Genomic DNA, 26,921 nt, shown 5'->3' on the forward strand with positions numbered 1-26,921 from the left:
CCGATAGCCTCGCCGCTCCATCAAGCGAGGCTCTCTTATGACCAGCATCCCCCACCCTCAGCAACTGATCAGTGACAAGGCGCCGGCCTGGGTTGCCCACACCAGCCAGCTGGAGCAGCAACACATGCGCGCGGCCCTGGGCGCCGTGCCGCCCTGGTTCGCCAAGGCCGCCCATGCCCAACCGGCGCTCGCCCGCACGCTGGCCGAGGACTACGCGGCCCTTCGCAAGGCGCAACAACAGGCCGATGCGCTGTTCGCCTCGGTCCCCGACCTGGAACAGTTCGCCAGCCAACAGCTGGCGTCGGCCATCGAGGAGCGCTTCGGCCTGCCGCTGGACGTCGCCCGCACCTACCTGTTCAACGCCGCCAAGGCCGAGGCCTACCAGGCGAACATCGAGGGCGACCCGATCGCTGGCGCCCAGCGGGCCTTCAAGCTCGCCACCCAGCCCTTGCTGCACAGTGCCTTGCAGAACTTCGAGGCCGCCGAGGCGCAGCCCGGGGGGCTGGATGGCCCAGCGCTGCAGGCGCTGGTGCTGGACAGCGATGAATTCCATGCCCTGCAACCCACCGGCCAGCCGCTGCCGATCGCCCCGCAGGCCTTTGCCAGCCTGGTGCGCGAGCTGGACCTGGGCGGCCGTTACCAGGCGTTGCTCGAGGCGGCCTACGCACCAGGCGCCGACCAGACGCTCGCCGAGGTGGAACATCGCGCCCTGCGCCTGGAGCTGCACAGAGCCTGCCTGAGCGGCATGATCGAGCCCCCCCTGCATGAGGCCCTGCTGAAACTCGCCCGCGACGGCGCGGCCGATTATCTGGACAGCCCGCTGCGCTGCGCCTTCCTCAACCTGTTCGGCACGCCCTTTACCGGCGCACTGCTCATAGGCCTCGTGCCCTCCCCCGAGTGGCTGCTGAGCTACGACGTGGCGCGGCTGCCCTACAAGGATGTGCTGGTCACCTACCTGCCCGGTGCACAAGTGCCGCTGAAAGTGCACGACACCGTTCACCAAGCCCAGGCGCACCTGCGTGAACAGCTGTGGACCCTGGAGGTGAAACACCTGCAGCAAGGCGTACCGGCCCGCGACAGTGCGCAGTTCATGGAAAAGCTGCGCGACTGCCTGCAGCCGATCGACTGGAGCACGGCACAAGCGCCAGGGCACCAGGGCGGCCAGGCCACGCGGATACGCGACCCCGAGGCCTGGGTGGAGGTGACGCTGCAGCCCTTCAACCGGCCGCTGCTGGCCGAACTGGCCCGCCAGAAGCGCCAGCGGCGCCTGGACGATACCGCGTTCCACGCCGTGGCCACCGCGCAGGAAGACCAGAAAAGCGCCGAAAAACGCATGGCCTACTTCGCCCAGCTGGCGTTTGCCGCCTTGAATGTCGGCGCCTTCGTCGTCCCTGGCCTGGGGCCACTGATGCTGGGCTTGTCGTTCATCCAGCTGAGCTACGAGGTGTACGAGGGCGTCGAGCAATGGGCCGAGGGCGATCGCCAGCAAGCCTTCGCCTACCTGATGGACATCGTCGACAACCTCGTGCTCACCGCCGCGCTGGCTGGAGCCGGCGCAGGCACGGACACGCCGGCCGTCGAGCGAATAGCCGTGGAAGTGCCCTCGTTGATCGAGGAGCTCGAGCCTGTGGTCATGCCCGATGGCACCGCCCGCCTCTGGCAGCCGGACGTTCAGCCGTTCGCCCATGACATCGTGTTGCCGGCCGGCCTGCAGCCAGATGAATCCGGCCTCTATCAGCATGAAGGCAAGACCTGGCTGGCACTCGATGGCAACACCTATTCGCTCAAGGCTCCCGCCGACGGCGCAGGCTACCGCCTGGAGCACCCCGGCAAGGCGCTGAGCTACGAGCCGCCAATGCGCCACAACGGCGCAGGCGCCTGGCTGCACCCGGCAGACAGGCCCGAACAATGGGGGGAGCTGACGCTGCTGCGCCGTGCCAGTCACCTTGGCGGGCAGTTCGGCGAAGAAACGGCGCGGCGCATTCTGCGTGCCAGCGGCACCGAGGAAGATGCCCTGCGGCGGATACTCTGCGACAACCAGCGCCTGCCCGCGCAACTGGAAGATACCCTGGCGCGCTTCACGCTCTACCAAAGGCTGCAGGCAGCGCCCGAGCTGAGCGAGCGCAGCGTGTTCCAGGCGGCCTTCGAGCGCCACTACCAGCAGCTGCCCACGCCGCAAGGCCCCGGCGCCGCAGCCATCCAGGCGCGCTACCCGCAGCTTCCGGCGCCCGTAATCGAAGAGCTGCTGCGCCATGCCAGCCCAGCCGAGCTGCAGGACCTGGCCAATGGCAAGGTGCCCCTGCGGCTCGCCGAAGAGATTCGCCCGCTGCAGCAGCACATAAGGCTGAACCGCGCCTACGAAGGGCTCTACCTTGAAAAGGTGCGCAACTGGGACAGTGATGTACTGCTCCTGCACACCCTCGAGCAACTTGACGGGTGGCCCGCCGACATGCGCATCACCCTGGAACAGCACCAGTACTCGCCAGCCCAGGCCACCCACATCGGCAGCGCTGACGGGCCGGCAGCCACGTCGATCATCCGTGTGCAGGCAGGCTATGTGGTCATGGACCGCCAAAACCCTGAGCAGCTGGTTTCGCTTCACGCCTCGCTGCCTGACGCGGTGTTCGAGGCCTTGACCACCGCGCAGCGCGAGGCACTGGCGGTCGAGGATGGCAGGGCGCTGGAGCACCTGCTTCAACAAGCACCGCCGCTGCCGCGCACGGCCCTGCGCCAGCTGCTGGCCATGCAGAGCGTGCGCCCAGGCTACCGCTCGCCCATGCGCCTGGCCGACGGCCGGCCGGGCTACCCACTGGGCGGCACGCGCCCGCGGGCAACCAGCCTTTCAAGGCACACCTTGCTCAATTCGATCCGCCAGGTCGGCCAGTACATCCCCGTCCCCCGGCCTGCCGAGCAGGCCCTCACAGCGCTGGAAAACACAAACCTGACCCGCGTGCAGATCGATGAAATGCTCCGCAACCTGCTAAGCCAACGCAACCAGCTGCAAAGCAGCCTGGCCGACTGGCGACAGCTGGCAGCCCTGTCGCCGCAGCGGCCCGCAGAAGACTTCGAACGGCTCATGAGCGCCGTCAGCCAGTACTGGTACGACCGCGCCTTCATCGCAGCCAGCGATGCAACCCCGCCACTTTGCCTCGAACGCCTGTCATTGCCGGAATTCCCCCTTCCGCTGCCGGAATTTTTCACCGCCAGCGTGACGGACCTGCAGCTGATCCAGACGTCGCCCGAAAACTATGAAGGCTGGGGCCAGCACGGTCCGCAACTGACCAGCCTGCTTCGCCAGTTCCCTAACCTCAGGACCCTGCAGATCACCCGCCCCTACCACCCGCAAGGCACGCCGTCGCCCTTCCAGTTCAGCTTGCCGGTGATTGCCCAGCAGTTGCCTGCGCTGGAGTCGCTGGAGCTGACCAACCAGAACATCTCGTTGTCCTCGACCGACATCGACAGCCTGGCGGGCCTGCGCCAGCTGCGACGGCTCGACCTGAGCGGCAACCGCTTGTCCGAGCAGTTCGTGCCGTCGTTCGATGAGTTGGCACTGGATTACCTGGGCCTCGACAACATGGGCCTGGACCATTGGCCTGCAGGGCTGGGGCACAACCCGGTGACCCAGGTGCGGCACATCGGCCTGCGCCACAACCAGATCAGGGTGCTGCCGTACTTCCTGCGCGAAAACCGCATCAGCGTCGCCGACCACGCGCTGATCTCGCTGCAGGGCAACCCGCTGTTCGAGGATGATATCCGCCGCGTGATGCTCAGCGCAGACGGCCGCGCCGCGCGCTTCGAGATGGACCAGACGCAGGCTTTTACCAGGCACCTGGCCACGTTGCTGGAGCAACGCCAGCAATTGCGCGATGCCATCGACAACTACGTCAACGCCTCCAGCTCGAGCGCCCCGGTGAGCCAGGCGGTGATGGCTTCGCGCACGCGGATCGCCACCGAACTGAACGCGTTCTGGCACTACCAGGAGGTCGGCCTGACCCGGGCGGCGTTGCGCCTGAGCGATGTTTCCCTGGAGCACTTCCCCAGGTCCTTGCCGCCGTTTTTCAGCGAGCAAGTGCATAACCTTGCGCTGGAGCGGGTCAGCGGCTCGACGGCGCAGCTGGAGGCCTTGCTCAGGCGCTTCCCAAGGGTCACGCGCCTGACCATCGACGATTACGTGCGCGCAGAGCAGACATTACCGACCGCCCTCCTGCGCCTGCCGGGGCTGACCGACATCGCCCTGCGCCGCTCGGGCCTGCTGATCGACCAGCAGGTGCTGGACACCCTCGGCCGCCTGCCCGCGCTCAATTCGCTGGACCTGACCAGCAACCGCATGGGCGCGATCAGCAGCGCGCCCCCGGCCCTGCAGGCGCTGCGCCGGCTGGACCTGAACGGCATGGCGCTGGACGCATGGCCGGCCTGGGTGGACAGCCTGCTGCCCCTGGAAATGCTCGACCTCAGTGACAACCGGCTCACCGACCTGCCCCCGCACATCCTCGCCAACCTGGACCACGACTTCCCCATCAGCTCGATCCTGCTGTTCGGCAACCCGCTGACCGAAGAAACCGTCAGCCGTGCCCGAGCCTCGTCGGACAGCCAACGCAATGTCACCTTCGCCATCGACCTGTCGGACAGCATGAGCGACTCCTCGGAAGAGGGTATGTTCGCCGGCGGCCATTTCCACCTGCCCTTCCTCGACCCTATCGCCGACCTGCCCAACGTGAATGACTGGCTGCTTGCCTCGGACGTGGAGAACGAAACCCTGCGCGATTGCTGGGCCACCCTGCAGACGATGCCCGAAGCCGAAAACCTCCTGGCCCTGGTCGGGCGGCTGCGCAATTCGGCGCCCTACCAGAACGGCAAGACGCGCGTGGCGCTGTGCGAACGGGTGCGCAAGATACTGGTGAGCGCGGTGGTCGACCCGGACGACCTGGCGCTGTTCAGCCACCAGGCCAGGGAAGCGTTGCTGCAGGACAATGGCGACCAGACGTGCCACGACGGCGCTTTGCTGGTGTTCCAGAACATCGAGCTGTTCATCGCCAACCGGCGCCTGCAGATCGATGCCGCAGACACCGAGGCCAACCTCTATCGCGAACTGCGCCGCCTGTACCGCCTGCAGGCCCTGGATGACGTCGCCAAGAGCGAAGCGGCCAACAGGGACGAGGCAGAAGTGCGCCTCACTTATCGTCGGGAGTTGAACGCGATGCTGGAACTGGGCCAGCCCGACGACACCCTGCGCTACGCGATCAAGGCCAATATCGATGAGCTGGCCCATGCCGAACTGCAAGTGCAGCGAGGCGAGCTGGGCGAGGGCTTCCTGAATTTTGCCGCAGGCAACGAACGTTGGGTCCAGCACCTGCGCCAGGCCCATGCCCGGCGCTTTGCCGAGATCGAACAAGCCTACCAGGAGCAGGTGACGGCCTTGCCCGACCAGTACCCGGACAGGCCGCTCGAGGCGCTCGAAGCGCAGTTCAAGGCGCTGGAGCGCAGCAAGCAGGCACGTGAAGCCCGCCTGATTCACGAGCTCACGTCATTTGCAAACCCCGATCGCCGGCCGCGCTCATCGACCGAGTAAGCCCCCCGCCCATCTGCGCGGCTGCTGTTCACCCGCCGCGCAGGTTCCGCTCCGACACTTAGCGAGCGTAACGCTCGCGGCCCCACGCCAGCGCGGTTTCCAGCAACGTGCGCAGCACCGCCTGGGTGGGCTGCGCCAGGTCCTGGCGATAGGCGAAAGGCTCGACCTCTTCCATGTAGGTGCTTTGCGCCAGCTCCAGCTGCACCGCATGGACATGCCGGGCCGGGTCGCCGTAATGGCGGGTGATGTGGCCGCCCTTGAAACGCCCGTTGAGCACATGCGTGTAGGCCCGCGCCTGGGCACAAACGCCTTGCAGCCGCTCGGCCAGTTCAGGGTCGCAGCTGGCACCGTTGAAGGTACCCAGGTTGAAGTCGGGCAGCTTGCCCTCGAACAGATGCGGGATCAGCGAACGGATCGAGTGGGCATCCCACAGCAGGGCATAGCCGAATTCGGCGCGCAGGCGCGCCAGCTCGTTTTCAATGGTCTGGTGGTAGGGCCGCCAGATCTGTTCCAGGTAGGTTTTGCGCGCGTCGGCGGGCGGCACCTGGCCTTCCTTGAACAGCGCCTCGCCCTCGAACAGCGTGGCCGGGTACAGGCCGGTAGTGGCGCCGGCGTACAGCGGTTTGTCGTCATCGGGCCGGTTCAGGTCGATGACGAAGCGCGAATACTCCGCCGCCACCACGCTGGCCCCAAACTCGCGGGCGAAGTCGTAAAGCCGCGGGATATGCCAGTCGGTGTCGGGCAGGCTGCGCGCCTCGTCCACCAGGCCATCGCGCACGGCCGGGGTCAGTTGCAGGCCCGCGTGGGGCATGCTGATCAGCAGGGGCAAACGGCCCTGGTGGAAACTCAATACCTTGTCCATCTCGCCTCGCTCAGTTGGAGATTTCGTGGCCCTTGCGCACCACGCGCTTGGGCAGGTCGCCGCCCAGCCAGTAGGCCAGGTCAGCGGGGCGCTCGATCTGCCAGGCGACGAAGTCGGCGACCTTGCCGGCCTCCAGCGACCCATGGCTGTGGCCCAGGCCCAGGGCCGTGGCGGCATGCACGGTGACGCCGGCCAGGGCTTCTTCCGGGGTCATGCGAAACAGCGTGCAGCCCATGTTCAGCATCAGCCGCAGGGACAGCCCAGGCGAAGTGCCGGGGTTGAGGTCGCTGGCCAGGGCGATTTTCACGCCGTGGCGGCGCAAGGCCTCCATCGGCGGCAGCTGGGTTTCGCGCAGGAAGTAGAAGGCACCCGGCAACAGCACGGCAACGGTGCCAGCCTTGGCCATGGCCATGGCATCTTCTTCGGTCATGAATTCCAGGTGGTCGGCAGACAACGCCTGGTAACGCGCCGCCAGGCTGGAGCCGTGCAGCGACGACAGCTGCTCGGCATGCAGCTTGACCGGCAGGCCCAGCTCGCGTGCCTTGATGAACAGCCGCTCGACCTGCGCCGGGGAAAACGCCAGGTGCTCGCAGAAGGCGTCGACCGCATCCACCAGCCCTTCTTCGGCCAGGGCCGGGAGCATTTCATCGCAGATGTGCGCGATGTAGTCGTCCGCCCGGCCGGCGTATTCCGGCGGCAAGGCATGGGCGGCCAGGCAGGTGGCGCGCACGGCCAGCGGCAGCTCCTCGGCCAGGCGCCGGGCCACGCGCAGCATCTTGCGCTCGTTGGCCAGGTCCAGGCCGTAGCCGGACTTGATCTCGAGGGTGGTCACGCCGTCGCGCATCAGCGCCTGCACGCGCTGGCGGGCGCTGGCGAACAGTTCGTCTTCGCTGGCGGCGCGGGTGGCGCGCACGGTGCTGGCGATGCCGCCACCCTGGGCGGCGATCTCGGCATAGCTCACGCCCTGCAGGCGCTGCTCGAACTCGCCGCTGCGGTTACCGCCGAACACCGCGTGGGTGTGACAGTCGATCAGGCCCGGGGTGACCCAGGCGCCATTGAGGCCGACCGTGCGGGCGAAATCCAGCGCCGGCAGGTCAGCGCGCGGGCCGACCCACTCGATCAGGCCGGCGTTGCTGACGATGGCGGCGTCCTCGATGACCGAGTAGCTGCCCTGGGCCATGGTGGCCGCGTGGCAATGCTGCCAGAGGGTTCTCATACACAAACTCCGATGTTCATCGCTGTTCTGCCGGGGCACTTGTGGGAGCTGTGGGAGCCGGCTTGCCGGCGATCACCGGCACAGCCGGTGCCAGGCTCCGCAATGCATTCAGCTCCCACATCTGCCCTGGCTGCGTTTACAGGCTTGGCAACACGCCGGCCGGCAACAGCGCGGTCAGCTTGCCTTCGGCCAGCAAGGCACTGGCCGCCTCGATATCCGGCGAGAAGAAGCGGTCATGGTCGTAGTGCGGCACCTCGCGGCGCAGCACCTGGCGCGCCTGCTCCAGCTTCAGCGAGGTTTTCAGGCCCTCGCGCAGGTCCAGGCCCTGGCAGGCGCCGAGCCATTCGATGGCCAATACGCCCCGGGTGTTCTCGGCCATTTCCCACAAGCGCTTGCCGGCAGCCGGGGCCATCGACACGTGGTCTTCCTGGTTGGCCGAAGTCGGCAGGCTGTCGACGCTGTGGGGGTGCGACAGCGCCTTGTTCTCGCTGGCCAGGGCCGCTGCGGTGACCTGGGCGATCATGAAGCCGGAGTTGACCCCGCCGTTTTCCACCAGGAAAGGTGGCAGCTGCGACATGTGCTTGTCCATCATCAGCGAGATGCGCCGCTCGCTCAGCGCACCGATTTCGGCAATCGCCAGGGCCAGGTTGTCGGCGGCCATGGCCACTGGCTCTGCGTGGAAGTTGCCGCCCGACACCACATCACCTTCGGCGGCGAACACCAGCGGGTTGTCCGACACTGCGTTGGCCTCGATGCCCAGCACTTCGGCGGCCTGGCGCAACTGGGTCAGGCAGGCGCCCATGACCTGCGGCTGGCAGCGCAGCGAGTACGGGTCCTGAACCTTGCCGCAGTTCTTGTGCGACTGCGACACCTCGGTGGACTCGCCCAGCAGGTCGCGGAAACACGCCGCAGTATCGATCTGGCCCAGCTGGCCACGGGCGGCATGGATGCGCGCATCGAATGGCGAACGCGAACCCAGCACGGCCTCCACCGTCAGGCCGCCGCAGGCAATGGCGGCGGCAAACAAGTCTTCGGCCTGGAACAGGCCACGCAAGGCGTAGGCGGTGGAAGCCTGGGTGCCGTTGAGCAGCGCCAGGCCTTCCTTGGCGGCCAGCGTCAGCGGCTCGAGGCCGGCCACGGCCAGGGCTTCATTGGCAGGCAGCCATTCACCCCGGTAGCGCGCCTTGCCTTCGCCGAGCAGCACCAGCGACATGTGCGCCAACGGCGCCAGGTCGCCGGAAGCGCCCACCGAGCCCTTCAGCGGAATGTGCGGGTAGACCTCGGCATTGACCAGGGCGATCAGCGCATCGATGACCTTGCGGCGAATGCCGGAAAAACCACGGCCCAGGCTGTTGATCTTCAGCACCATGATCAAGCGCACCATGGCGTCGTCCAGCGGCGCACCGATGCCGGCGGCGTGGGACAGCACCAGCGAGCGCTGCAGGTTCTCCAGGTCATGGCTGGCGATGCGGGTCGAGGCCAGCAGGCCGAAACCTGTGTTGATGCCGTAGGCCGTGCGGTCTTCGGCGATGATCCGCTCGACGCAGGCGACGCTGGCATCGATGGCAGCGCCAGCACTGGCATCCAGGCTCAGCTGCACCGGCGCCAGGTGGATACGGCGTAGCTGGGCCAGGGTCAGGCGGCCGGGCACGAGGTTCAACGCTTCCATGTTCAGACTCCTTTGCGTGTTCAGTGCAGCGCCGGCAGCACCGGCTGCGGCCCTTGCGAAGCTTTCAGAAGCGCGGCGGCGCGGGCGATGTCGGGGGCCAGCCAGCGGTCTTCCAGGTAGGCCGGCACCTGTTCGCGCAGCAGGCGCCAGGCGGCCTCGGTGCCGGCGCCGAAGCGCTGTTCCTTGAGGAACTCGAAGGCCTGGGCGGCCAGCAGGTATTCGATGGCCAGGACCTGCGTGCAGTTCTCCAGCACCTGGTGCAGCTTGAGCGCGGCATTGGTGCCCAGGCTCAGGTGGTCTTCCTGCAGGCCCGAGGTCACGTAGTTGTCGAGCACCGCCGGTTGCGCCAGCTGGCGGTTCTGCGCGCACAGCGAGGCGGCCACGTACTGGGCGATCATCATCCCCGAGTTGACCCCCGGGTTGCTCACCAGGAACGCCGGCAGGCCGCTGACCAGCGGGTTGACCAGGCGATCCAGGCGGCGCTCGGCGATCGAGCCGATCTCGGCCATGGCGATTGCCAGCAGGTCGGCCGCCATCGCTACCGATTGGCCGTGGGGGTTGGCCTGGGAGACCACCCGGAAGTCGCCCGGGGTGCCCAGCAGCAGCGGGTTGTCGTTGGCGCCGTTGAGCTCCGCCTCGATCTGCCGGGCGGCGTGGGCCAACTGGTCACGGGCGGCGCCGTGCACCTGCGGGATGGAGCGGATGCTCAGGGCGTCCTGGGTGCGGATGCCTTTGCTGGAGGCGATCACTTCGCTGCCCGCGAGCAGGGCGCGCAGGTTCTCGCCCACCACCTGCATGCCCGGGTGCGGCTTGAGCGCGATGATTTCAGGGTCGAAGGCGGCGATCTGCCCACGCAGGGCCTCGAAGCTCATGGCGCCGATCACGTCGGCCCATTGCAGCAGGCGGCTGGCATCGTCCAGCGCCAGGCTGGCCAAACCGGTCATGCACGGCGTGCCATTGACCAGGCACAGGCCGTCCTTGGCGCCCAGCTGCACCGGCTCGAGGCCTTCGGCGGCCAGCGCTGCGGCGGCCTCGACCACCTGCCCGCGGTAACTGACCTTGCCGATGCCCAGCAGGCAGACGCCGACGTGGGCCATGTGGGTCAGGTAACCCACCGAGCCCTGGGACGGCACCTGCGGGGTGATGCCGTGGTTGAGCAGCGCCAGCAGCGCCTCGACCACACTGCGCTGGATCCCGGACTTGCCGTGGCTGTAGTTGGCAACGGCGGCGCAGATGATCGCCCGCGCCTGCTCATCGGGCAGCGCCGGGCCGACGCCGCAGGCGTGGCTGAGCAGGGTATTGCGCGACAGCGCCGCGAGCTGTTCGCCCTGCAAGGATACGTTGCACAGCGCGCCGAGCCCGGTGTTGACGCCATAGGCGCGCTCACCGCTGTCGACGATATGGCGCACGATGGCCTGGGCGTTGTCGATGCGCGCCCACACCTGCGGCGCCAGCTCCAGGCGCGCGCCATGGCGGGCCACGGCGGCGATGTCCTGCCAGCGCAGCGCGGCGCCGGTGATGACCACGGTTGCAACTTGCGACATGGGGCTCCTCATACCGCGACCGCGCGGCGCTGGACGAAGCGGTCGACGTACTCGTCGGCCGGGTTGTGAAGGATCTGCTGCGGCGTACCGACCTGGATCAGGCGGCCGTCCTTGAGAATGGCGATGCGGTTGCCGATGCGCACCGCCTCGTCCAGGTCGTGGGTGATGAACACGATGGTCTTGTGCAGGGTCTTCTGCAGCTCCAGCAGCTGGTCCTGCATTTCGGCGCGGATCAGCGGGTCGAGGGCGCTGAACGCCTCGTCCATGAGGATGATGTCGGTGTCCGCCGCCAGCGCCCGGGCCAGGCCCACACGTTGGCGCATGCCGCCGGAGAGCTGGTGCGGGTACTTCTTCTCGTAGCCCTTCAGGCCCACGGTCTCGATCCACTGCATGGCACGCTCGGCGCACAGCTGCTTGCTCTCGCCGCGCACCTTCAGGCCATAGGCGACGTTGTCCAGCACGTTGCGGTGCGGCAGCAGGCCGAAGCTCTGGAACACCATGCTGATCTTGCGCCGGCGAAATTCGCGCAGGGCCTGCATGTCGTACTGCAGGATGTCTTCGCCATCGACCAGGATCTGCCCGCTGGTGGGGTCGATCAGGCGGTTGAAGTGGCGCACCAGGGTCGACTTGCCCGAGCCGGACAGGCCCATGATGACGAAGATCTCGCCGCTGCCGATCGACAGCGACAGGTCGTTGACCCCGACCACGCAGCCGGTCTGCGCCAGCACCTGCTCCTTGCCCTGCTGGTTGCGGATCATCTGCAGGGCCTCGTCGGCACGGTCGCCGAAGATCTTGAAGACGTTCTTCACTTCGATCTTGCTGATCGCCTGCGTGCTCATTTGCTCACCTCATGGCGTGGCCGGCCGTAGGCCTGGGTAATGCGGTCGATCACCACCGCGAGAATGACGATGGCCAGGCCCGCTTCCAGGCCGCGGCCGACGTTGAGGGTCTGGATGCCCACCAGCACGTCTTCGCCCAGGCCACGGGCGCCGATCATCGAGGCGATCACCACCATCGACAGGGCCATCATGGTGGTCTGGTTGATGCCGGCCATGATGCTCGGCAGCGCCAGCGGCAGCTGCACGCCGAACAGTTGCTGCCAGCGGTTGGCGCCGAAGGCGTTGATCGCCTCCATCACCTCGCCATCCACTTGGCGAATCCCCAGGTCGGTGAGGCGGATCAGCGGCGGTGCGGCGTAGATCACCGTGGCGAAGATCGCCGGCACCTTGCCCAGGCCGAACAGCATCAGCACCGGGATCAGGTACACGAAGCTGGGCATGGTCTGCATGATGTCGAGCAGCGGCATCAGCACCGCCCGCAGGCGGTTGCTGCGCGCCGAGAGGATGCCCAGCGGGATGCCCACCAGCACCGAGATCAGCGTCGCCACCAGCATCAGCGCCAGGGTCTGCATCAGCTTGTCCCACAGGCCGACGGCGCCGACCAGGAACAGCAACCCGGTGATGACCAGGGTTGGCAGGATGCGCCGGGTGGCGTGCCAGGCGATCAGCGCCACCACGCCGAGCATCAGCCACCAGGGGGTGGCGCGCAGGGCGCCTTCGAGGCTGACGATGGCCCACAGCAGGGTGTCGGAAATGTGCCGGAACACGTCGCCATAGTTGGTCACCAGGGCGTCGACCCAACCGTTGACCCAGTCGGCGATGGAAAATGTCAGGTTGTCAGGAAACATAGGTTCCACTCATCAGCTGTGGACGCTCAAAGCGCCGCGTTGATCTTCTTGGCAGCCTCATCGCTGACCCAGGCCTGCCAGACTTCAGGATGTTCCTTGAGGAACGCCTTGGCCAGTGCGGGCGACTCGATGCGCTCCTTGGTCATGCGTGCCAGGTTCTGGTTCAGCAGGTCGATCGGCAGGTTGACCTTCTCCAGCACCGCGACCAGCTCGGGGGCTTGTTCGTGGAAGGTCTTGGACAGGCCGACCTTGATCGACACCGATTTATCCACACCCGGTTTTTCCTGCAGCTTGACCAGGTCGACCTGGCCCATCAGCGGGGTTGGGGTCCAGTAGTAGAACAGAATAGGCTCGCCGCGCTTGTAGCTCGACAGTACCGCGGCATCCAGCGCCGGGCCGGTGCCGGGGCGGAAGTTGGTGTAGCTGCTTTCCAGGCCGTAGTCCTTGAGCATCTGGCTGTTGTCCAGCTCGCAGGTCCAGCCGGCCGGGCAGTTGTAGAAGCGGCCTTTGCTCGGCTCTTCCTGGTCCTTGAAGACGCTGGCGTACTTGGCCAGGTCGGCGACATTCTTCAGGTCCGGCGCCTTGGCTTCGAGCTTGCGCTTGGCGTCGCCTTCGATCACGTAACGGGGCACGTACCAGCCCTCCTCTGCGCCCAGCACCGGGGCGCCGACGCCGACCACCTTGCCGGCGGCCTCGGCCTTCTTCCAGACCTCGCTGCGGCCGACCCACTCTTCGGCGAACACCTGGATATCGTTGGTGCCCAGGGCGTTTTCCATGGTGATGGAGTTGCCGGGCAGGCTATCGGTCTCGCAGCCGTAGCCGTTCTTCAATACGAATTGCATCACGTCGGTCAGCAGCATGCCGCTTTCCCAGTTCAGCCCGGCGAACTTCACCGGCTTGCCAGACTCGCACCAGCCAGCCGCCTGGCTGCTGCCGGCGAAGCCGAGCAGGCCAAGGGTGAATAGCGAGGCAAGCAAGGTCTTGTTGGTTTTCATTGCGTGACGCTCCCAAACTTGAAAGTGGAAATCGGCAGTCCTTGCAAGGAAATGCTGGGTTTGGGGGCCGCTGCGCGGCCCTTTCGCGACACAAGGCCGCTCCTACAGACGACCGCGCTTCCCTGTAGGAGCGGCCTTGTGTCGCGAAAGGGCTGCAAAGCAGCCCCCAATCCAGGTCAGCCAGTAATCATCGGCAGGTTCAACCCCTGCTCTTTGGCACAATCGATTGCAATCTGGTACCCCGCATCAGCATGGCGCATCACCCCGGTAGCCGGGTCGTTGGTCAGCACGCGAGCAATTCGCTCAGCCGCCTCATCAGTACCGTCGCAAACAATCACCATGCCAGAGTGCTGCGAGAAGCCCATGCCGACACCGCCGCCGTGGTGCAGGGAGACCCAGGTCGCGCCGCTGGCAGTGTTGAGCAGGGCATTGAGCAGCGGCCAGTCGGACACGGCATCGGAGCCATCCTGCATGGCTTCGGTTTCACGGTTGGGGCTGGACACCGAACCGGAGTCCAGGTGGTCGCGGCCGATCACGATCGGCGCCGACAGCTCGCCGCTGCGCACCATTTCGTTGAACGCCAGGCCCAGCTTGGCGCGCAGGCCCAGGCCAACCCAGCAGATGCGCGCCGGCAGGCCCTGGAAGCTGATGCGCTCGCGGGCCATGTCCAGCCAGCGGTGCAGGTGGGCGTCGTCGGGGATCAGTTCCTTGACCTTGGCGTCGGTCTTGTAGATGTCTTGGGCATCGCCCGACAGCGCAGCCCAGCGGAACGGGCCGATGCCGCGGCAGAACAGCGGGCGGATGTAGGCCGGCACGAAGCCTGGGAAGTCGAAGGCATTGGCCACGCCCTCTTCCTTGGCCATCTGGCGGATGTTGTTGCCGTAGTCGAAGGTCGGCACGCCTTGCTTCTGGAAGTCCAGCATGGCTTGCACGTGCACGGCCATGGACTGTTTGGCGGCCTTGACCACGGCGGCCGGCTCGGTCTGCGCGCGGTCGCGGTACTGCTCCCAGGTCCAGCCGGCTGGCAGGTAGCCGTTGAGCGGGTCGTGGGCGCTGGTCTGGTCGGTGACCATGTCCGGGCGCACGCCACGCTTGACCAGCTCTGGCAGGATTTCGGCGGCGTTGCCGTGCAGGGCGATGGAGATGGCCTTGCCTTCGGCGGTGTACTTGGCGATGCGCGCCAGGGCGTCATCGAGGTCGCTGGCCTGTTCGTCGACGTAGCGGGTTTCCAGGCGGAAGTCGATGCGGCTCTGCTGGCATTCGATGTTCAGCGAGCAGGCACCGGCCAGGGTCGCGGCCAGTGGCTGGGCGCCGCCCATGCCGCCGAGGCCGGCGGTCAGTACCCACTTGCCCTTGAGGCTGCCGCCGTAGTGCTGGCGGCCGGCCTCGACGAAGGTCTCGTAGGTGCCCTGGACGATGCCCTGGCTGCCGATGTAGATCCAGCTGCCGGCAGTCATCTGGCCGTACATGGCCAGGCCCTTGGCATCCAGTTCGTTGAAGTGTTCCCAGTTGGCCCAGTGCGGCACCAGGTTGGAGTTGGCGATCAGCACGCGCGGGGCGTTGGCGTGGGTCTTGAACACGCCGACCGGCTTGCCCGACTGCACCAGCAGGGTTTCGTCGTCGTTGAGGTTAGTCAGGCTCTCGACGATCTTGTCGTAGCAGGCCCAGTTGCGCGCGGCGCGGCCGATGCCGCCGTACACCACCAGTTCCTTGGGGTTTTCGGCGACCTGCGGGTCGAGGTTGTTCATCAGCATGCGCAGCGGCGCTTCGGTCAGCCAGCTTTTGGCCGTCAGCTTGTTGCCACGCGGGGCGCGGATCTCGACGTCACGGAATTTGTTGAGTTTGTTGTCAGTCACGAAAAGTGCTCCTCGGGTGCGTACAGCGCGAATGGGGACGGCCTATCCACTTTCGCGCACTTGGCTTTACTTGTACATACAAGCATATGCAATTGAATTGCCAAGTGCGCTTTCGAGGTTGTTTCGAGGGTTTTGGGGATGAGGTGCAGGCCAGGGAAATCGGGGGATCGAGGGGCGGGAAAAAAATTGCGGTGGGGTGTGCAGAGGGGTGTGTGGGGAGGGACGGCATTGCGCCATCCTGGGGCGAACGGTAACAGGCTGCTCCGTTTGGGAGCGTTACCGGGTAACTTTTGTGGGGGTTGTACGGGCCCTATCGCCGGCAAGCCGGCTCCCACACCGCCTCCAGGGTTGCCGAGAAACCTTGTGGGAGCCGGCTTGCCGGCGATGGGGCCAGTGCTAGCACTACGAGAGTTGGATCAGCTCGATCACGCAGCAGCGCCCCAGCACATCCACTTCCAGCAACCGCTCGTTGCCGCTCTGCTGCAAGCAGTCATACAAACCCAGCGAACGCGCCTGGCCATCGATGCTCACCTGCAGCTCGGCCTGGGCACTGAACACCAGCACCGTATCGGCCGCACTGAACAGCCGGCTGCCACCGTTGAACCACTGCAAGCGCGCCCGGTAACGCCCAGGTGCATAGATCAGGTTGAAATCGCGAATCGGCCCACCCAGCAAGGTGCAGCTCACCTGGCTCTCGCCACTGAAGGCATAGGCATCGAACGGCAACAGCGGCCGGGCGTGCTCGCCGTCCACGGTCAGGCGCATGCCATCGCCCTGCAGCACGGTGATGATGCGCTGGTAACCGGCAAAACTGGAAAAGCCACCGGACGCCTCGATATCGGCGATCGACAGGCGCCAGCCGAAGCCGTCCAGGCCATCGCCGGCATCGCGGGTGATCTCTTCGGTAAAGCCCCCGCCGTTCTTCCACGGCATGCGCGGGTAATCTTGGGCACGCAATAACTGCAACTGGCTCATTTGCTGAAACGTCCTTCCAGGCGATGACGGGAACCGGGGTGGATCAGCCGCGCCGCGGTCACCGGCTGGCGGCCCGACCAGGTGCGCCGGCGGATCAGCAGGCAAGGCTCGCCGCGTTCGATCTGCAGCAGCTTGCACTCGTCGGGCTCGGCGAGAATCGCCTCGACCACGTGCTCGCCTTCGGTCAGCGGCGCCACCTGGGACAGGTAGGCGTAAGGCGTTTGCCGGGTGAAGTCCTGCTTGAGGTAGTCCGGGGCGATCTGCGCGTTGACGAAGCGGTCTTCGATCTGCACCGGCACGCCGTTCTCGAAGTGCACGATCAGCGAATGGAACACCCGCTGGCCTTCGCGCATGTCCAGCGCCAGGGCGCGCTCGGAGCCGGCCGCTTCCTCGGCCAGGACGATGACCTGGCAGCTATGCTGGTGGCCGCGCGCGGCAATCTCGTCGGCGATGTTGTTGACCTCGAACAGCGCGGAGCGGGTCTTGGGCTCGGCAACGAAGGTGCCCACGCCCTGCATGCGCACCAGCAGCCCTTCGGCGGTGAGTTCGCGCAGGGCGCGGTTGATGGTCATGCGGCTGAAGCCCAGCTGGCTGACCAGCTCGCTCTCGGACGGCACCCGGTGGTGCGGCGGCCAGCTGCCGTTTTCGATCTGCTGGACGATCATCTGCTTGACCCGGGCATACAGCGGCGCCGGGCCCTCGCCCATCTGGGCTACCAGCGCGGAGACAGGAGGTGTCGGCACGGCGTTTGATCCTTGTGCGAAGTGATTGAAGGTAGCTTGCCGGAGTTTACCCGGCAGGCAAACGGCTGTATATGTATATACAAGTTGAACAATAACAGGATAGCGCAATGCCCGCCTACTTTGCCGAACGTGCCCTGCTGCCCAGCGGTTGGGCCAATAATGTCCGTTTAGAAGTCACCACCGATGGCCTGCTGGCCGCCATTGCAGCCGATGCCAGCGCCGAGGGCGCCGAACGGCTGAACGGGCCTTTGCTGCCCGGCATGCCCAACCTGCATTCGCATGCCTTCCAGCGGGCCATGGCGGGCCTGGCGGAAGTGGCGGGCAACCCCAACGACAGCTTCTGGACCTGGCGCGAGCTGATGTATCGGCTGGTCGGCAAGGTCACCCCGGAGCAATTGGAGGTCATCGCCCGCCAGCTCTACATCGAGATGCTCAAGGCCGGCTACACCTCGGTGGCCGAATTCCACTACGTGCACCATGACCAGGCGGGCAAGGCCTACGCCGACCCGGCCGAGCTGTCGCGCCGCATCAGCGCGGCCGCCGCCAGCTGCGGCATCGGCCTGACCCTGCTACCGGTGCTGTACAGCCACGCCGGCTTTGGCGGCCAGGCGCCCAACGACGGGCAGCGGCGCTTCATCAACTCCACCGAGCAATACCTGAACCTGCAAGCGCAGCTGGCCCCACTGCTGGCCGCGCAACCGGCGCAGCAGCTGGGCCTGTGCTTCCATTCGCTGCGCGCGGTAACCCCGGGGCAGATTGCCGAGGTGCTCGGCGCGAGCGACCGACAATGCCCGGTCCACATCCACATCGCCGAGCAGCAGAAGGAAGTCGACGATTGCCTGGCCTGGAGCGGCCAGCGCCCGTTGCAGTGGCTGTACGACCACGTCGATGTGGATGCGCGCTGGTGCCTGGTGCATGCCACCCATGCCGACCCGCAGGAGGTGACGGCGATGGCGCGTAGCGGCGCGGTGGCGGGCCTGTGCCTGACCACAGAGGCCAACCTGGGCGACGGTATCTTCCCGGCCGTGGACTACCTGGCCCAAGGCGGGCGCATGGGCATTGGCTCGGACAGCCATGTGTCACTGAGCGTGGTCGAGGAACTGCGCTGGCTGGAGTATGGCCAACGCCTGCGCGACCAGCGCCGCAACCGGCTCTACCGCGAAGACCAGCCGATGGTCGGGCGCACGTTGTATGACGCGGCCCTGAGCGGCGGCGCACAGGCGCTGGGGCAGCCGCTGGGCGAACTGGCGGTGGGCAAGCGTGCCGACTGGCTGGTGCTGGATGGGCAGGACCCGTACATCGCCATGGCCGAGGGCGATGCGATTCTCAACCGCTGGCTGTTCGCCGGTGGCGATCGCCAGGTGCGCGATGTGATGGTGAACGGGCAGTGGGTGGTGCGCCAGGGGCGCCACGCGCAGGAAGCGGACAGTGCGCGGGCGTTTGTGGAAGTACTGCGCCAATTGCTGGGTTAACGACCACGCCTATCGCCGGCAAGCCGGCTCCCACAAGAGGGCAGCGCTGGCCTGCTCTCTGGGCTGCCCCCAAGGTTTGAATGGGTGGGCAGCCCACTTTGTGGGAGCCGGCTTGCCGGCGATGGGGCCAGTACTGGCAACCTCAATGCATCTGCACGATCTGCTTGTCCGGCGTGCGCCAGATCAGCCGGCTGGTGTCATACCCCTGCTGCCGCGCCTTGGACAACAGGCTCTCGCGCTCCCAGGCCGGCAAGGTCGGCGTGCGCGAAAGAATCCACAGGTACTTGCGATCCGGGCTGCCGACGATGGCGGTGCGGTAGCGATCGTCCACGTACAGGATCCAGTACTCGCCCTTGGTCAGCCCCGGCACGAGGCGGGTGAACCAGTTGTCGAACTCGACCCACAGCCTGTCGGTATGCCCCGGCTCCTGGATGTTGGCGTGGCCCTCGGCGCGCAGCCACTCGTCACCCATCGTGCGGCAACGGTTGAGCACGCCATACGAGCCATCGGGCTTGAGGTTGTAATGCGCCTCGGACTGGGCGCACTCGCTCTGGTACGGCATCGGCAGGCGCGCCAGCTCATACCATTTGCCCTGGTAGCGCTTGAGGTCGACATTGCCCGCGGTCTTGGGAACCAGCGGGTCGTTGGCCGAGGTGGCGCAGCCACCGAGCAGCATCACCAGGCACAACCCCAGCAGCAGGTGCACACGGGTCATTTGAGGCCCTGCCCGGAATACATCAGTACCTTGTCCGCGGCGTACTGCACGCTGATGAAGCTCTTCTCGTCCCCCCAGGTGCAGCTGCTCATGCCCAGCGCGCCGGAGCACTCGGTGGGCGTGCCGAGCAGTTGCTCGACCTCGGCCTTGTTCATACCGGCCTTGAGCTTGGAATAGTTTTCCTGATTGATCTTGCTGCACGCAGTCAGGACGACGCACAAGGACAACAGGGCGAGGGAACGCAACGACATGAAGGAACACTCCTGAAAGGTGGAAACAGGCGAGTGGCCTGCAGTGACCTTCGACGGGAAAATCCTCCCCTGGTTCCCTGCCACCCCCCCTTTCGTTCTACGCCGTTGGTCGGCTGGACCTGCGCAAACGATTAATGTTTCCGCCGCCGCGGACGACACAGCGAGCGGCTGTGGCGAATTGCCGCAGCCTCCCCTCCGACGTGCCTTGTGCAGACCGCAAAAAAATGACCAAGAACCTGAAGTTCAGCCACAAGATCCTGCTGGCCGCCGCCCTCGTGGTGGCCGTTGCCTTCACCTGTTTCGTGCTGTTCAACGACTACCGCCAGCGCCAGTCGCTGCGCAGCGATACGCAAAACACCTTGCAGGAGTTGGGCGGCCTCACTGCGGGCACCATCCGCAACTGGCTCGACAGCCGCATCCAGCTGCTCGACTCGCTGGCCCAGCAAATTGCCATCGATGGCCCCGGCAAGGCCAGCCTCGACCGCAGCCTGGCGCTGCCGGTGTATGGCAGCAATTTCCAGCTCACCTATTTCGGCGGCCAGGACGGCAGCATGCAATCGGTACCGCTGGGCAACCGCGCCGCCGACTACGACCCGCGGGTTCGCGGCTGGTACAAGGCCGCCAGCGCCGGTACCCGCACCATCGTCACCGAGCCGTACATTTCGGCGTCTGCCGGCAAGCTGGTAATCACCCTGGCCACGCCGGTCCAGCAAGCGGGCCGCCTGCTGGGCGTCAGTGGTGCCGACACCGACCTGCAGACCATCAGCAACCTGATCAACACGCTGAACTTCGAGGGCCATGGCCACGCCTTCATCGTCAACGGCGAGGGCAAGATCCTGATCCACCCCAAGGCCGAGCTTGCGCTCAAGAGCCTGGCCGACGTGTACCCGCTCGACACCCCGCGCATCGGCAGCGGCCTGAAGGAAGTCGAGCTCGATGGCCGCAAGCAGTTCATCAACTTCACCCACGTCGACGGCGTGCCCTCGGCGGACTGGTACGTGGCCCTGGTGGTCGACCAGGACGCCGCCTTTGCCATGCTCGGCGAGCTGCGCACCTCGGCGATCGTCGCCACGCTGATTGCCGTGGTGGTGATCATCGCCCTGCTCGGCCTGCTGATTCGCGTGCTGATGGAGCCGCTGCACCTGATGGGCCGCGCCATGCACGACATCGCCGAGGGTGAAGGCGACCTGACCCGGCGCCTGAGCATCCACGCCCAGGATGAATTCGGCAGCCTGGGGCAATCGTTCAACCGCTTCGTCGAGCGCATCCACGAGTCGATTCGCGAAGTGGCCTCGGCCACCGGCCAGGTCAACGCGGTGGCCAGCCAGGTGGTGAGCGCCTCGAACGCCTCGATCCACAACGCCGACCAGCAGTCGAGCCGCACCAGCAGCGTGGCCGCGGCCATCAACCAGCTGGGCGCCGCCGCCCAGGAAATCGCCCAGAACGCCGCCTTGGCCTCGCAGCACTCCAGCGAGGCCCGGGGCCTGGCGCAGGATGGCCAGCAGGTGGTGGGGCGCACCATCGAGGTGATGAACCAGCTCTCGGCGCGCATCAGCGACTCCTGCGGCAACATCGAAACGCTGAATGCGCACACGGCGAACATCGGCCAGATTCTCGATGTGATCAGCGGCATCTCGCAGCAGACCAACCTGCTGGCGCTCAATGCCGCGATCGAGGCGGCGCGGGCCGGCGAGGCAGGCCGCGGGTTTGCCGTGGTGGCCGACGAGGTACGTAACCTGGCCCACCGCACCCAGGAATCAGCGCAGCAGGTGCAGCGCCTGATCGAGGAATTGCAGGCCGGTGCGCAGGTGGCGGTCAGCACCATGAACCAGAGCCGCGAGCACAGCGACCATAGCGTGGGCATTGCCAACCAGGCGGGTGAGCGCCTGGGCAGCGTGACCCAGCGCATTGGCGAAATCGATGGCATGAACCAGTCGGTGGCCACGGCGACCGAGGAACAGACGGCCGTGGTCGAGTCGATCAATGTCGACATCACCGAGATCAATACGCTGAATCAGGAAGGGGTGCAGAACCTGCAGAGCACGTTGCGTGCCTGCACCGACCTTGAGCATCAGGTCGATCGGTTGCAGCAGTTGGTGGGGAGTTTCAGGATCTGAGATGGACGGGGCCGCTTTGCGGCCCTTTCGCGACACAAGGCCGCTCCTACAGGGGATCGCATGTTCCTGTAGGAGCGGCCTTGTGTCGCGAAAGGCCTGCGCAGCAGGCCCATCACCTCAGAACCTGGACCCAGGCTCCAGCAGAAAGTCCATCTCTTCACTGGTGCTGGGCCTGCCCAGCATCAGGTTGCGATGGGGGAAGCGCCCGAACCGGGCAATCACCCGCTGATGCTGCTCGGCATAGTCGAGGAAGCCTTCGAACAACCGGCGGCTCGCCTCCGGCTGCTCATCGAGCAGGATCCGGTAGCGCTCGACACTCAGGTTCTGCCAGTCCAGCACCTCGGCATGCTCCAGCACCAGCAGCACGAACACCCGCTGGATCGGCAGCAGCTGGTAATCCCAGCCCTTCTGCAAACCCTGCATCGCCACCACCTGCGCACGCCGGTCGCCTTCGAAGGCGCGCGGCGTGTCGCGGTAGAGCATGCGCGGCAGCTGGTCCAGCAGGATCAGCAGGCCGAGCCAGCCCTGCGGGCTCTGCTGCCACTCGTCGAGCCCACCCGCCAGGGCATGCTCGACCAGGTCGCCAAACAGCGCCTGGGCGTCGGCATCGTGATGCTTGCCGAACCACAGCGTGCTCTTCTCGTCAGCCACGGCCTGGGCACTGTTGCCCCAACCGAACCACCATTCCAGCAACGGCTGCCAAGGTGCGAGCATGGGTTACTCCTTGTGGTAGGCGGTCACACGCTCGACCTCTTCCTTCGAGCCGAGGATCACCGACACGCGCTGGTGCAGGCTCTCGGGCTTGATGTCGAGGATGCGATCGTAACCGTTGGTGGACGCGCCGCCGGCCTGCTCGATGATGAACGACATCGGGTTGGCTTCGTACATCAGGCGCAGTTTGCCCGGCTTGCTCGGCTCGCGGGCATCGCGCGGGTACATGAACAGGCCGCCACGGGTGAGGATGCGGTGCACGTCGGCCACCATCGAGGCGATCCAACGCATGTTGTAGTTCTTCTTCAGCGGGCCGGTCTCGCCCGCCAGCAGCTCGCCCACGTAGCGCTGTACCGGGGCTTCCCAGTGGCGCTGGTTGGACATGTTGATGGCGAATTCGGCGGTGGTTGCCGGCACCTGGATGTTCTCGTGGGTCAGCACGAAGCTGCCCAGCTCGCGGTCCAGGGTGAAGCCCTTGACGCCGTTGCCCAGGGTCAGGATCAGCATGGTCTGCGGGCCGTAGATGGCGTAACCGGCGGCGACCTGCTCGGTACCTGGCTGCAGGAAGGCGTTTTCGTTCAGGGTTTCGTTCTGGCTCAGGTACTCGTTAGGGCAACGCAGTACCGAGAAGATGGTGCCGACCGAAACGTTGACATCGATGTTCGACGAGCCGTCCAGCGGGTCGAAGACCAGCAGGTAGGCACCTTTGGGGTACTTGCCCGGAATCTGGTAGGCGTTGTCCATTTCCTCGGAGGCCATGCCGGCCAGGTGGCCGCCCCACTCGTTGGCTTCGAGCAGGATGTCGTTGGAAATCACGTCGAGCTTCTTCTGCACTTCGCCCTGCACGTTTTCGGTGCCCATGCTGCCCAGTACGCCGCCCAGGGCGCCTTTGGAGACATGGTGGCTGATTTCCTTGCACGCACGCGCCACCACTTCGATCAGGAAGCGCAGATCGGCAGGGGTATTGTTGCTGCGGGTCTGCTCAATCAGATAGCGACTCAGGGTAACGCGGGACATGTATGGCTCCGAAAGGATTGGGGGAGAAAAACCCCCGCAGTTTACAGGGAGAGTTGCGAGCTAGCGAGCGATGAGACTCGCCTGGGCTGTCAGACGGCACAATAGGTCGGTAGTTCAGCGCTCGCCAGGCCGATGGTCAGGTGGGGCTGCTGCGCAGCCCAATCGCTGGCAAGCCAGCTCCCACCTCGACCGCGCATGCACACCCCCTGTGGGAGCCGGCTTGCCGGCGATCGGGCCGCTATGCGGCCCCATGCCTCAGTCCAGCGCCTTCCAGATCTCGGTGGCATATTCGCGGATGGTCCGGTCCGACGAGAACCAGCCCATCCGCGCGGTGTTCAGCACCGCCATGCGCCACCATTCCTGCGGCGTGTGCCACAGCTCCTCGACCCTGCGCTGGGCATCCCAGTAGGCATCGAAATCGGCGCACACCAGGAACCGGTCGTAGGCCACCAGGCCATCGATCAACCCGGCGTAACGGCCCGGGTCATCCGGCGAGAACACCCCGCTGCGGATCGCCTGCAGCACGTCGCTCAGGCGATGGGAGCCGGCAATCGCGGCGCCGGCACCAAAGTCGTTGGCCCGCCGACGCGCCTCGACCTGCTGCGCGGTGAGGCCGAAGATGAACATGTTGTCCGCCCCCACCTGCTCGCACATCTCGACGTTGGCGCCATCCAGGGTGCCGATGGTCAGCGCACCGTTGAGGCCGAACTTCATGTTGCTGGTGCCGGAGGCCTCGTAACCGGCGGTGGAAATCTGCTCGGACAGGTCGGCCGCCGGGATGATGCTTTCGGCCAGGCTGACGTTGTAGTTGGGCAGGAACACCACCTTGAGCAGGCCGCGCACGGTCGGGTCGTTGTTGACTACCCGGGCGATGTCGTTGGCCAGCTTGATGATCAGCTTGGCCTGGTGGTAGCTCGCCGCGGCCTTGCCGGCGAAGATCTTCACCCGCGGCACCCAGTGGGTGCTGGGGTCGTTGCGTATGGCCTGGTACAGGGCCACGGTGTGCAGCAGGTTGAGCAACTGGCGCTTGTATTCGTGGATGCGCTTGACCTGCACATCGAACAGCGCCTCGGGGTTGACCGTGATGCCGAGGCGATCCTGGATGATGCTGGCCAGCGCCCGCTTGCTGTGCAGGCGCTGCGCGGCGAATGCCTTGCGGAAGCTGCTCTTGTCGGCGAACGGCACCAGTTCGGCCAGGCGCCCTTGCGGGTCGTCCAGCAGCTCGGGGCCCAGGGCTTCCACCAGCATCGCCGTGAGCTGCGGGTTGGACTGGTACAGCCAGCGGCGGAAGGTGATGCCGTTGGTCTTGTTGTTGATCCGTTGCGGGTAGAGCTTGTGCAGCTCGGCGAACACCGTGCTCTTCATCAGCTGGCTGTGCAGCGCCGACACACCGTTGACGCTGTGCGAGCCGAGGAACGCCAGTGCGCCCATGCGCACCCGGCGCCCGCCCTCTTCCTCGATCAGCGACACCGCGCGCAGCACGTCGAAGTCGTGCAGGCCCTTGGCCCGCAGGCCGTCGATGTGGAAGGCGTTGATCAGGTAGATGATCTGCATGTGCCGCGGCAGCATGCGCTCCATCAGCGCCACCGGCCAGGTTTCCAGGGCCTCGGGCAGTAGGGTGTGGTTGGTGTAGGCGAGCGTGCCGACGGTCAGCTCCCAGGCCTTGTCCCACGGCACCTCGTGCTGGTCGACCAGCAAGCGCATCAACTCCGCCACGGCGATCGAGGGGTGGGTGTCGTTGAGCTGGATGGCCGCGGCGTCCGGCAGGTTGAGCAGGTCCTTGTGCATGTTCAGGTGGCGGCGCAGCAGGTCTTGCAGCGACGCCGAGACGAAGAAGTATTCCTGGCGCAGGCGCAGCTCTTGCCCCGCCTCGGTGCTGTCTGCCGGGTACAGCACCCGCGAGATGCTTTCGGCCCGCGCCACTTCGGCGACGGCGCCCAGGTGGTCGCCAGCATTGAAGCGCTCCAGGTGCAGCTCTTCCAGCGCCCGCGCACGCCACAGGCGCAAGGTGTTGACGCTGGCGCCGCGCCAGCCGACCACCGGCGTGTCGTAGGCCACCGCCCGCACCGTTTCACCCGGCCACCACACCTGGCGCTGCTTGCCGTGGCTGTCGTTGACCGTTTCCACGCTGCCACCGAAGCTGATCGGGTAGATCACCTCGGCCCGCTCGAACTCCCAGGGGTTGCCGAAGTCCAGCCAGTTTTCGGTCTGCTCCTGCTGCCAGCCATCGACCACGGCCTGGCGGAACAGGCCGTGTTCATAGCGGATGCCATAGCCGTGGGCAGCGATGCCGAGGGTCGACATGCTTTCCATGAAGCACGCGGCCAAACGGCCGAGGCCGCCATTGCCCAGCGCCGCGTCCGGCTCGAGCAGGCGAATGCGCTCCAGGTCCACGTCCAGGCCTTGCAGCGCGTCGCGGGCAATGTCCAGCAGGCCCAGGTTGCTCAGGCTGTCGTACAGCAGCCGGCCAATGAGAAATTCCAGGGAGAGGTAGTACACCCGTTTCTGGCTGCGCCGGTAGGCCTGCCGGGTGTGGTCCATCCAGTGATCGACCATGTGGTCGCGGGCCGCGAGGGCGATGGCTTCGAACCAGTCGTGGTCGAAGGCGTGTTCCGGGTCCTTGCCGACCGCGTAGGTCAGCTTGTCCAGTACAGCGGCGCGAAAATCGGCCACCTCGGCGTCACGTGCTTTGGGTTCCTGGGACATGCGGCATCCTCGGGCAAGTTGACGAAAGCGGAGGGAGAGTGTTGAGACTAGACCCTTCGACAGGGAGTGACAGCCACGGTTCGCAGTTTTCATGCCCGGCAGATGAATCCGGCAAAAGGTTGTTCACAAATTGAACAACTCCGGTATGATCGCGCGCCCCAAGACCGTGATCCCGCTCTTATATAACGATGAAAACGACCCTGATTGCCGCAGCCGAAGTCGACCGCCTGGAAACCTGGCAGCGCTATGCCAGCCACATGTGCGGGGGCTGCCATTCGACCTGCTGCACCCTGCCGGTGGAAGTGAAGATCAAAGACCTGATCCGCATTGGCGTGGTGGACGAGTTCGAAAAGGACGAGCCACCGAAGAACATCGCCAAACGCCTGCAGAAAGACGGCATCATCGAGCGCTTCAACCAGAAGTCGGGGATCTTCACCCTGACCCGCATGAGCAACGACGATTGCCTCTATCTGGATCGTAAGAGCCGGCTGTGCACCATTTATGACAAGCGCCCGGACACCTGCCGCAACCACCCCAAGATCGGGCCGCGGCCGGGGTACTGTGCTTATAAGCCCAAGGCGGTTGGGCGTTGATGGTTGCATTGGTACGCCATGGATTTTGTGCCGAGGCGTAAATCGAGCGCCGCCCGCGCGGCGCATCGCGGATAAATCCGCTCCCACATTTGTTGCAACGTACCTATGCCTGATAGGCCATGGTTGCCAGCCTTGGTGGCACGACGCAATTTCTCGGCGGGCGCCAAAAGCGGACAACCATGGCCTGACAGACCATGGCACGTTGCAACAAATGTAGGAGCGG

Annotated in this window: 19 protein-coding genes; 4 read left to right on the forward strand and 15 right to left on the reverse strand. The window is 65.9% G+C overall.

The annotated features are described in order from the left end of the window. The first annotated feature begins 37 nt into the window (after positions 1–37). On the forward strand, positions 38–5,569 hold the full coding sequence (locus tag ACIPG5_RS04710; RefSeq protein WP_401373571.1) for a dermonecrotic toxin domain-containing protein: 5,532 nt from the start codon (positions 38–40) through the stop codon (positions 5,567–5,569). 58 nt (positions 5,570–5,627) lie between these two features. Here the strand turns inward: ACIPG5_RS04710 and hutG are convergent, their stop codons facing one another. The 10 genes from hutG to hutC all read right to left on the reverse strand — a co-directional run bounded on the left by hutG (position 5,628) and on the right by hutC (position 17,080). Further along, complete coding sequence (gene hutG, locus ACIPG5_RS04715) at positions 5,628–6,431, reverse strand: N-formylglutamate deformylase (RefSeq protein ID WP_401373573.1); 804 nt, start codon at positions 6,429–6,431, stop codon at positions 5,628–5,630. Positions 6,432–6,441: 10 nt separating this feature from the next. Next, on the reverse strand, positions 6,442–7,647 hold the full coding sequence (gene hutI, locus ACIPG5_RS04720; RefSeq protein WP_401373575.1) for an imidazolonepropionase: 1,206 nt from the start codon (positions 7,645–7,647) through the stop codon (positions 6,442–6,444). Between the two features lie 136 nt (positions 7,648–7,783). Then, positions 7,784–9,316, reverse strand: coding sequence for a histidine ammonia-lyase (gene hutH, locus ACIPG5_RS04725; protein ID WP_401373577.1), 1,533 nt, complete (start codon positions 9,314–9,316; stop codon positions 7,784–7,786). Between the two features lie 20 nt (positions 9,317–9,336). Then, positions 9,337–10,860 carry a histidine ammonia-lyase gene (gene hutH / locus ACIPG5_RS04730; protein ID WP_401373579.1) on the reverse strand — a complete coding sequence of 508 codons (1,524 nt, stop codon included), beginning with the start codon at positions 10,858–10,860 and terminating at the stop codon, positions 9,337–9,339. Between the two features lie 8 nt (positions 10,861–10,868). Next, positions 10,869–11,699, reverse strand: a complete 831-nt coding sequence (locus ACIPG5_RS04735; protein ID WP_176514049.1) for a glycine betaine/L-proline ABC transporter ATP-binding protein — start codon at positions 11,697–11,699, stop codon at positions 10,869–10,871. Further along, positions 11,696–12,547 (reverse strand): proline/glycine betaine ABC transporter permease, encoded by an 852-nt coding sequence (locus ACIPG5_RS04740; protein WP_008098126.1) that lies wholly within the window; start codon positions 12,545–12,547, stop codon positions 11,696–11,698. The genes ACIPG5_RS04735 and ACIPG5_RS04740 overlap by 4 nt, the downstream gene beginning before the upstream one ends. 26 nt (positions 12,548–12,573) lie before the next feature. Further along, positions 12,574–13,542, reverse strand: a complete 969-nt coding sequence (locus ACIPG5_RS04745; protein WP_176514051.1) for an ABC transporter substrate-binding protein — start codon at positions 13,540–13,542, stop codon at positions 12,574–12,576. A gap of 176 nt (positions 13,543–13,718) precedes the next feature. Next, positions 13,719–15,398 (reverse strand): urocanate hydratase, encoded by a 1,680-nt coding sequence (gene hutU, locus ACIPG5_RS04750; RefSeq protein ID WP_401373582.1) that lies wholly within the window; start codon positions 15,396–15,398, stop codon positions 13,719–13,721. A 402-nt stretch (positions 15,399–15,800) separates the two neighbouring features. After that, the gene (locus ACIPG5_RS04755; protein WP_286915557.1) at positions 15,801–16,373 is read right to left on the reverse strand and encodes a HutD family protein; all 573 of its coding nucleotides are present in this window, start codon (positions 16,371–16,373) and stop codon (positions 15,801–15,803) included. Beyond that, positions 16,370–17,080: a histidine utilization repressor gene (hutC, locus tag ACIPG5_RS04760; RefSeq protein WP_236237955.1), complete on the reverse strand. Its 711-nt coding sequence runs from the start codon at positions 17,078–17,080 to the stop codon at positions 16,370–16,372. Before hutC ends, ACIPG5_RS04755 begins: the two co-directional genes overlap by 4 nt. A gap of 143 nt (positions 17,081–17,223) precedes the next feature. Between hutC and ACIPG5_RS04765 the strand changes: the two genes are divergently transcribed. Then, on the forward strand, positions 17,224–18,588 hold the full coding sequence (locus ACIPG5_RS04765; protein ID WP_401373584.1) for a formimidoylglutamate deiminase: 1,365 nt from the start codon (positions 17,224–17,226) through the stop codon (positions 18,586–18,588). A 142-nt stretch (positions 18,589–18,730) separates the two neighbouring features. Here the strand turns inward: ACIPG5_RS04765 and ACIPG5_RS04770 are convergent, their stop codons facing one another. After that, positions 18,731–19,303 carry a lipocalin family protein gene (locus ACIPG5_RS04770; protein ID WP_176512975.1) on the reverse strand — a complete coding sequence of 191 codons (573 nt, stop codon included), beginning with the start codon at positions 19,301–19,303 and terminating at the stop codon, positions 18,731–18,733. After that, entirely contained in the window at positions 19,300–19,554 is a 255-nt protein-coding gene (gene bamE / locus ACIPG5_RS04775) for an outer membrane protein assembly factor BamE (RefSeq protein WP_079230016.1), read from the reverse strand. Before bamE ends, ACIPG5_RS04770 begins: the two co-directional genes overlap by 4 nt. A gap of 224 nt (positions 19,555–19,778) precedes the next feature. Here bamE and ACIPG5_RS04780 point away from each other — a divergent pair, with 224 nt between their 5' ends. Then, on the forward strand, positions 19,779–21,671 hold the full coding sequence (locus tag ACIPG5_RS04780; protein ID WP_219824854.1) for a methyl-accepting chemotaxis protein: 1,893 nt from the start codon (positions 19,779–19,781) through the stop codon (positions 21,669–21,671). Positions 21,672–21,788: 117 nt separating this feature from the next. Here the strand turns inward: ACIPG5_RS04780 and ACIPG5_RS04785 are convergent, their stop codons facing one another. The 3 genes from ACIPG5_RS04785 to ACIPG5_RS04795 all read right to left on the reverse strand — a co-directional run bounded on the left by ACIPG5_RS04785 (position 21,789) and on the right by ACIPG5_RS04795 (position 26,105). Further along, entirely contained in the window at positions 21,789–22,385 is a 597-nt protein-coding gene (locus tag ACIPG5_RS04785; RefSeq protein WP_176512977.1) for a DUF924 family protein, read from the reverse strand. Between the two features lie 3 nt (positions 22,386–22,388). Further along, positions 22,389–23,399, reverse strand: coding sequence for a class 1 fructose-bisphosphatase (locus ACIPG5_RS04790; protein WP_008100945.1), 1,011 nt, complete (start codon positions 23,397–23,399; stop codon positions 22,389–22,391). 255 nt (positions 23,400–23,654) lie between these two features. Next, positions 23,655–26,105, reverse strand: coding sequence for a glycogen/starch/alpha-glucan phosphorylase (locus tag ACIPG5_RS04795; RefSeq protein ID WP_236237952.1), 2,451 nt, complete (start codon positions 26,103–26,105; stop codon positions 23,655–23,657). 188 nt (positions 26,106–26,293) lie between these two features. Here ACIPG5_RS04795 and ACIPG5_RS04800 point away from each other — a divergent pair, with 188 nt between their 5' ends. Continuing rightward, the gene (locus ACIPG5_RS04800; RefSeq protein WP_236237951.1) at positions 26,294–26,698 is read left to right on the forward strand and encodes a YkgJ family cysteine cluster protein; all 405 of its coding nucleotides are present in this window, start codon (positions 26,294–26,296) and stop codon (positions 26,696–26,698) included. Positions 26,699–26,921 lie beyond the last annotated feature (223 nt).

The organism is Pseudomonas sp. NPDC087029 (genome assembly GCF_044745345.1).
GTDB lineage: Bacteria > Pseudomonadota > Gammaproteobacteria > Pseudomonadales > Pseudomonadaceae > Aquipseudomonas > Aquipseudomonas faucium.

Bases quoted from the DNA above. Each gene is read 5' to 3' on its own strand.
- ACIPG5_RS04765 (WP_401373584.1), top strand. From the start codon at position 17,224: ATGCCCGCCTACTTTGCCGAACGTGCCCTGCTGCCCAGCGGTTGGGCC.
- ACIPG5_RS04785 (WP_176512977.1), bottom strand. From the start codon at position 22,385: ATGCTCGCACCTTGGCAGCCGTTGCTGGAATGGTGGTTCGGTTGGGGC.
- ACIPG5_RS04770 (WP_176512975.1), bottom strand. From the start codon at position 19,303: ATGACCCGTGTGCACCTGCTGCTGGGGTTGTGCCTGGTGATGCTGCTC.
- ACIPG5_RS04790 (WP_008100945.1), bottom strand. From the start codon at position 23,399: ATGTCCCGCGTTACCCTGAGTCGCTATCTGATTGAGCAGACCCGCAGC.
- hutG (WP_401373573.1), bottom strand. From the start codon at position 6,431: ATGGACAAGGTATTGAGTTTCCACCAGGGCCGTTTGCCCCTGCTGATC.
- hutC (WP_236237955.1), bottom strand. From the start codon at position 17,080: ATGGGCGAGGGCCCGGCGCCGCTGTATGCCCGGGTCAAGCAGATGATC.
- ACIPG5_RS04795 (WP_236237952.1), bottom strand. From the start codon at position 26,105: ATGTCCCAGGAACCCAAAGCACGTGACGCCGAGGTGGCCGATTTTCGC.
- hutI (WP_401373575.1), bottom strand. From the start codon at position 7,647: ATGAGAACCCTCTGGCAGCATTGCCACGCGGCCACCATGGCCCAGGGC.
- ACIPG5_RS04755 (WP_286915557.1), bottom strand. From the start codon at position 16,373: ATGAGCCAGTTGCAGTTATTGCGTGCCCAAGATTACCCGCGCATGCCG.
- ACIPG5_RS04740 (WP_008098126.1), bottom strand. From the start codon at position 12,547: ATGTTTCCTGACAACCTGACATTTTCCATCGCCGACTGGGTCAACGGT.
- bamE (WP_079230016.1), bottom strand. From the start codon at position 19,554: ATGTCGTTGCGTTCCCTCGCCCTGTTGTCCTTGTGCGTCGTCCTGACT.
- hutH (WP_401373577.1), bottom strand. From the start codon at position 9,316: ATGGAAGCGTTGAACCTCGTGCCCGGCCGCCTGACCCTGGCCCAGCTA.
- hutH (WP_401373579.1), bottom strand. From the start codon at position 10,860: ATGTCGCAAGTTGCAACCGTGGTCATCACCGGCGCCGCGCTGCGCTGG.
- ACIPG5_RS04780 (WP_219824854.1), top strand. From the start codon at position 19,779: ATGACCAAGAACCTGAAGTTCAGCCACAAGATCCTGCTGGCCGCCGCC.
- ACIPG5_RS04745 (WP_176514051.1), bottom strand. From the start codon at position 13,542: ATGAAAACCAACAAGACCTTGCTTGCCTCGCTATTCACCCTTGGCCTG.
- ACIPG5_RS04710 (WP_401373571.1), top strand. From the start codon at position 38: ATGACCAGCATCCCCCACCCTCAGCAACTGATCAGTGACAAGGCGCCG.
- ACIPG5_RS04800 (WP_236237951.1), top strand. From the start codon at position 26,294: ATGAAAACGACCCTGATTGCCGCAGCCGAAGTCGACCGCCTGGAAACC.
- ACIPG5_RS04735 (WP_176514049.1), bottom strand. From the start codon at position 11,699: ATGAGCACGCAGGCGATCAGCAAGATCGAAGTGAAGAACGTCTTCAAG.